General features: G+C 65.9%; 7 protein-coding genes. 6 read left to right on the top strand and 1 reads right to left on the bottom strand.

All coding sequences use genetic code 11. The annotated features are described in order from the left end of the window. Window positions 1–1362 (top strand): ATP-binding cassette domain-containing protein (locus tag ACIQ3B_RS11990; protein WP_397402845.1); only part of this gene is annotated, 1362 nt, incomplete at its 5' end. A gap of 409 nt (window positions 1363–1771) precedes the next feature. Here the strand turns inward: ACIQ3B_RS11990 and ACIQ3B_RS11985 are convergent. After that, window positions 1772–2218, bottom strand: a complete 447-nt coding sequence (locus ACIQ3B_RS11985) for a PaaI family thioesterase (RefSeq protein WP_397402843.1) — start codon at window positions 2216–2218, stop codon at window positions 1772–1774. A 67-nt stretch (window positions 2219–2285) separates the two neighbouring features. Between ACIQ3B_RS11985 and ACIQ3B_RS11980 the strand changes: the two genes are divergently transcribed. The 5 genes from ACIQ3B_RS11980 to ACIQ3B_RS11960 all read left to right on the top strand — a co-directional run bounded on the left by ACIQ3B_RS11980 (window position 2286) and on the right by ACIQ3B_RS11960 (window position 5913). Then, window positions 2286–2858 (top strand): TetR/AcrR family transcriptional regulator, encoded by a 573-nt coding sequence (locus tag ACIQ3B_RS11980; protein WP_397402842.1) that lies wholly within the window; start codon window positions 2286–2288, stop codon window positions 2856–2858. 58 nt (window positions 2859–2916) lie between these two features. Beyond that, on the top strand, window positions 2917–3915 hold the full coding sequence (locus ACIQ3B_RS11975; RefSeq protein WP_397402840.1) for an ABC transporter substrate-binding protein: 999 nt from the start codon (window positions 2917–2919) through the stop codon (window positions 3913–3915). Between the two features lie 77 nt (window positions 3916–3992). After that, window positions 3993–4430 (top strand): endonuclease domain-containing protein, encoded by a 438-nt coding sequence (locus ACIQ3B_RS11970; RefSeq protein ID WP_397402838.1) that lies wholly within the window; start codon window positions 3993–3995, stop codon window positions 4428–4430. 56 nt (window positions 4431–4486) lie between these two features. Beyond that, a complete protein-coding gene (locus ACIQ3B_RS11965) occupies window positions 4487–5161 on the top strand; it encodes an ABC transporter ATP-binding protein (protein WP_397402849.1) in 675 nt (224 codons plus the stop codon). Next, complete coding sequence (locus tag ACIQ3B_RS11960; protein WP_397402836.1) at window positions 5158–5913, top strand: ABC transporter permease; 756 nt, start codon at window positions 5158–5160, stop codon at window positions 5911–5913. The genes ACIQ3B_RS11965 and ACIQ3B_RS11960 overlap by 4 nt, the downstream gene beginning before the upstream one ends. The last annotated feature ends 87 nt before the right edge of the window (window positions 5914–6000 follow it).

The following is a 6000-nucleotide window of genomic DNA, read 5'->3' as shown; positions in this document are numbered from 1 at the left end:
CACCTGGACATCCTGGCCATCGAGACGCTGGAAGCCCAGATCGGCGCCAGCCGGGCTGCAGCCCTGATCGTCAGCCACGACCGCGCCTTCCTGGAACGGGTGACCCAACGGTGCTTCTGGTTGGAACGCCGGCAGGTGCGTCGCCTGGACGCCGGGTTCGCCGGGTTCGAGGACTGGGTCGAAAAGATCGAGGCCCAGCAGGCCGAGGAGGGCCGCCGCCTCGATAAGATGTTGCAGCGCGAACAGCACTGGATGGAGCGGGGCGTCACGGCCCGCCGCGCGCGCAACGAGGGCCGCCGCCGCCGCCTGGTGGCGTTGCGCGAGGAGAAATCCGAACGCCAGAAGGAGGTCCGGGGCGCCATGCACATGGGCCTGGAGAGCTCGGCGCTCTCCGGCAAGCGGGTGGTCGAGGCCAAGGGGCTGAACAAGGCGTTCGGCGAGCGGGTGATCCTGAAGGACTTTTCAACCCGCATCCTGCGCGGCGACCGCGTGGCGATTGTCGGCCCCAACGGCGCCGGCAAGACCACTCTGGTGAAACTTCTGTTGGGCGAGATCGCCGTCGACTCCGGCGAGGTGAAGCTCGGGACCAACCTGACCGTCGGCTATATCGACCAGGCCCGCGCCGCCCTTTCACCGGAGATGACGCTGAAGGATGTGCTGACCCCGCTCGGCGGCGACCAGATTCTGGTGCGCGGCCAGCCCAAGCACGTCAACGCCTACGCCAAGGACTTCCTGTTCCGCGAGAGCCAGCTGCGCCAGCCGGTGAAGAGCCTGTCCGGCGGCGAGCGTAACCGCCTGCTGCTGGCCCGCGCCCTGGCCAACCCCGCCAATGTCATGGTGCTGGACGAGCCCACCAACGATCTCGACATGGACACGCTGGATCTCCTGGAAGACATGCTCGCGGACTACGAGGGCACGTTGATCCTGGTCAGCCACGACCGCGATTTCATCGATCGGCTGGCCACATCGACCATCGGCCTGGACGGGACCGGTCGCGCTGTGGAAACGCCCGGCGGCTGGCAGGACTTCATCCGACAGAATCCCGGCTTCTTCGGTGCGTTGTCAAAAGCCGAGACCGCCAAGTCCACGACCCAGAAGCCGGCCACCGCCAAAGCTATCGCCAAACTCACTTACAAGGACCAGCGCCGGCTGGAGGAGCTCGAAACCCTGATCGCCGAGGGTCCGGCCAGGGTCGCCGAACTGGAGACTGCGCTGGCCGATCCAGGGCTCTATGGCCGCAATCCGGGGCGCTTCGACGCGCTTACCAAGGCCTTGGCGGCGAAGCAGGCGGAGGTCGCTTCGGCGGAAGAGGAATGGCTGGCGCTGGAAGAGCGCCGCGAGGCTCTGGCGGCCGGCAGATAGCCTCGAATCCACGTTCCTGTGGACAGCTTCAAACAACTGTCACAATTGACGTTTCCGGATGGGACTCACCGGATATCCACCGGTTCTCAACCGACAGGCCACACGCGCCTCCATTAACCAACTTGCGCACCTTTCTGATCAGGGGCACCGTCCTCTTGCCGACAGGAACTGCGGCGCGGGCAGACGGAGAAACCGGCAACGGAAGACCCGGAAACCAAGCGGGCGGAGTGCCAGGCTCGAGGCCAAGAGCCGGGGCGACCCGGGACGAAGCGGAAGGCAAGACATCGGCAGTCAGGGAAAACCACGGGGCGACCCGAAACCGAACTGACAGTTGGCCTAGAGGCGCAGGTCCCCCAACGGATCTGTATGAGAGGGCGGGGTTTCGGGCAACCGAAGCGCCGCCCTCTTGCTATGTGGGTTCCATCGGAGTGAGTGGCTGGGCGACAAGCACCTGCTGGGCGGTCGCCTTGGCGATGATATCTCCTCCAGGCCTGCGGAAATCCACCTCTACCGATATGAGCTGCCGGGTCTGGGCTACGACGCGCGCCTCAATATCGAGCGGATGGGCACGGCCAATTTTGAAGAACTGAACCTGCAGATTGATCGTTCGGAAATGCTGGTCATCCGGCGCGACGGTCATCGCCGCGAACGCCAGCGCCTGATCTGCCAAGGCAGCCAGGTAGCCCCCGAACATTGACCCGTCGCCGTTGAGGATCTCCGGTTGCGGGACCCAGCGCTTGCGAGCCCAGCCTGGCCCCCACGCATCGAGCAAACCCATCCGGAGTGTTCCAACCACCGGCGGCGCATCCACTTTCCCTGAGACAATCGCACCCAACCGTTCGTGCGCCCAACCCATGAAATCCTCCCGTCATTGACGAGTTCGATTTTCCGAGCATTACTCGGATTTTCTACTCGCAAATCGAATGGCGGAATTTGTGTCGGGCTCAAACAGCGCCAAGCGTATGAATCGTATGCCGAAACAGGCGCGAGCAAAGGCGACATGCGCAGCGATCCTCGAGGCGACGGCTCGGATTCTTGAAGCGCATGGAGAGGCACGACTTAACACCAATCTCATCGCCGAAACTGCAGGCGTGAGCATTGGCACGCTCTACCAGTACTTCCCGCACAAACGCGCCATCCTGATCGCCTTGGCAAACGCAGAACATCAGGCATGGCGGCGTAACGCAGCAGTTGCAGTGGCCGAAGGGCTTGAACCGGACCGGGCCAACATTCGGACGCACATCCAGAGCTTCCCGGGCCGACCCCATACCCGCCGCGCCGCCGTAAAAGCGCTGCTGGAGGCGGATCCTAAGGCAAACTGGAGTGTTCGCTCGGGTGCCAAGAAGGACCTGAAGAGCGAGATCGAAGACTTTATCGTGGGCCGGGCCGTGCTCGGGGTCATACGCGCCGCCGTCTTCGAAGACTGGCCACACCTGCAAACTCCGGAGTTCGAGGAGGCGCTTGTTCGCTTGGCGAGGACATTCCGGAGCACATGAGCCCCTTGGAACCGCCGCCGCACCGCCTTAACGTCGCCCGACCAAGTCGGGAGTTTCCATGAAGACCTTGCGCATCCTGGCGTTCGCGGCGGCAGCCCTGCTGGCGGCCTGTAGTCCGGGGAAGAAGGAGGAGACCGCCGCGCCCTCCGCCAATGCGCCGGTGACGATCCGCTTCGCCACCGACTGGCGCGCGCAGGCCGAACATGGCGGGTTCTACCAGGCGCTGGCCTCGGGCGAGTACGCAAAGCGCGGCCTCAAGGTCGAGATCGTCCAGGGCGGGCCGGGCGTGAACGTGCCGCAACTGCTGGCCGCCAATGCGGTCGACCTGGGCATGGGCTCCAACAGCTTCATCGTCATGAACCTGGCGCAGGAGGGTGTGCCGGTGAAGGCCGTCGCGGCCTTCATGCAGAAGGACCCCCAGGTGCTGATCGCCCACCCCGATACCGGCGCGGAGAAGATCGCCGATCTGAAGGGCCGCCCGATCCTGCTGTCAGACGCCTCCGTCACCGCCTTCTGGGTGTGGCTGAAAGCCAAGTACGGCTTCACCGACGATCAGGTGCGCAAGTACAACTTCAACTCCGCGCCGTTTCTGGCCGACAAGCGCGCCGTCCAGCAGGGCTATGTGACCTCCGAGCCCTACACGATCGAGAAGATGGCGGGTCTCAAACCCAGGGTGTTCCTGCTGGCTGACGAGGGCTACCCCGGCTACGCCACCATGGTGCTGGCCACCGACGCGGTGATCGCGAGGAATCCGGCGGCGGTGAAGGCTTTCGTCGAGGCCTCGGCCCAGGGCTGGCGCGACTACCTGGCTGGAGACCCCAAGGCCGCCGACGCCCTGATCCGCAAGGACAACCCCGAGATGACGGACGACGTGCTGGCTCAGGCGCGGGAAAAACTCCGGAGCTACAAGATCATCGAGGGGTCCGAAGGCGCACCCGTCGGCGCCATGACCGACGCGCGCTGGACCGCCTTCGCTGACATGGCCAAGGCCCAGGGGGTCTACCCGAAGACGCTGGATGCCACGAAAGCCTACACCCTGGCGTTCTCGCCCAAGTGACATTCCTGCCTCCCCCGTTTACGGGGGAGGGGGACCGCACCCGAAGGGCGTGGTGGAAGGGGCGAGCGCCGCACGGCATGAGATCTTCAATCCTGACCTCAAAGCGGGCCAAGTCGCTACGCCGCAATCTGACTGAACCGGAGGTTATGCTGTGGGTTAGACTGAGGGCTCGATCGCCGGACTATCCGGCCTTCAGAAACCAGCATCCGCTCGGACCGTATATCCTCGACTTCTTCTGCCCCAAGGCGAAATTGGCCGTGGAAATCGACGGCGCCGGACATTTTGAGGAGGTTCAGATCGAACACGACGAGCGGCGGGATGCATGGCTGAATCGTCAGGGTGTGACGGTCTATCGAGTGTCGGCTTCGGCGGTCTTTGAGGATGCCGTTAACGTAGCAGACGGCGTGCGGCGGATGGCGGACGAGCTTATCGCTGTGCGCGGGGCCGCCCCCTCCACCACGCCCTCTGCGGGGCGCGGTCCCCCTCCCCCGCTCCGCGTGGGAGGCAGACCGTGATTGCGTCTCTCTCCAACGTCGAGGTCGACTACGACCGGGGACTGGCTCTGGGGCCGATGTCGCTGGACATCGCCGCCGGCGAGATCGTGGCGCTGGTCGGTCCGTCGGGGTGCGGAAAGTCTACGGCGCTGCGCCTGCTGGCCGGGCTGGAGGCGCCGACGCGCGGGACCGTGACGCGGGCGGCCGGACGCGGCGAGACGGCCGTGGTCTTCCAGTCGCCGACGCTGGCGCCCTGGCTATCGGCCCAGGCAAATGTCGCCCTGCCGCTTGAGTTGGCGGGCACGCCCCGGCCCGAGGCCCGCCGTCGGGCCGATGAAGCGCTGGCGCGGGTGGGACTTTGCGCCGCCGTCGCCGCAAGACCTGCCCAGCTCTCCGGCGGCATGGCGATGCGGGTGTCTCTTGCGCGAGCGCTGGTGACCAGCCCCCGGCTGCTGCTGCTGGACGAGCCGTTCGCGGCGCTGGACGAAATCACACGACGCACACTGGCTGATGACGTGCTGGCGCTCTGGGCGACCACCCAACCGGCCATCATCTTCGTGACGCACAACGTCGAGGAGGCCGTCTACATGGCCTCGCGCGTGGTGGTGATCAGCTGCGGCCCTGGCCGGATCGTCGGCGACTTTCCGGTTGAAGGCCCCCTGCCCCGCCCACCTCAGTTCCGGACCCAGGCGGCGTTCCGGACCACGGTGGAGGCGGTTTCCGCAAGCCTGGCCGAAGGCGTGGCAGCATGAGCCGGTTGGCCCCCTTCATCCTGATCACCATCCTGCTTGCTGGCTGGGAGATCGCCTGCCGGGTGATGCAGGTGCCGGTCTATTTCCTGCCGCCGCCGTCCGCCGTGGCCTTGGCGTTGTCGGAACACTGGCCGGCGCTGGTGGCGGCATCCTGGCGGACCCTGTCGGTCGCCCTGATCTCGCTGGTGCTGGCAAGCCTGATCGCCCAGGCACTGGCGATCCTGACCGCACTCAGCCCGCTTCTGGACCGCGCAATCCGGCCGCTGGCTTCGGTCGTGCAGGTGACGCCTGTGGTCGCCATCGCGCCGCTGGTGCTTATCTGGGCGGGACTGGATCATCCGGAGCGCGCCCTGGTCACCCTGGCCGTTCTGGTGGCCTTCTTCCCGATCTTTTCCGGCGCGACAGCCGGTCTGCGCTCGGCAGATCCTGACCTGGAGCGCCTGTTCGCCCTCTATGGCGCGGGGCGCTGGCAACGGGTCATGCGGTTGCGCCTGCCCTCAGCCGTGCCGTTCCTGCTGGAGGGTCACAAGGTCGGCGCGGGGCTGGCTCTGATCGGCGCCGTAGTGGCTGAATTTGGCGCAGGCTCGGGCGGGGTGCGCGGGCTGGCCTGGCAGATCCTGGACGCCGGTAACAAGCTTCAGACTGACCGCATGATCGCGGCTCTGGTGGTGCTGGGGGCCATGGGCGTCGCCCTGCACGCCGCCCTCGAAGCCATCGAGAGGGCGGGGTTAAGGTGGTGGCGGGGCCGGTGAGTCTGGAGCGGGTTGAGGAGAAGTGGGAACCGGTTTTCCGCCCGCAACCCGCTCCAAACATATGGGGGCGGTCACGTTCTTCGAGAT

This window comes from Phenylobacterium sp., from assembly GCF_044358365.1.
In the GTDB taxonomy this organism is placed as follows: domain Bacteria; phylum Pseudomonadota; class Alphaproteobacteria; order Caulobacterales; family Caulobacteraceae; genus Phenylobacterium.
The sequence above is the reverse complement of the archived record's forward strand: the minus strand, read 5'-3'. Positions and strand labels throughout refer to the sequence as shown.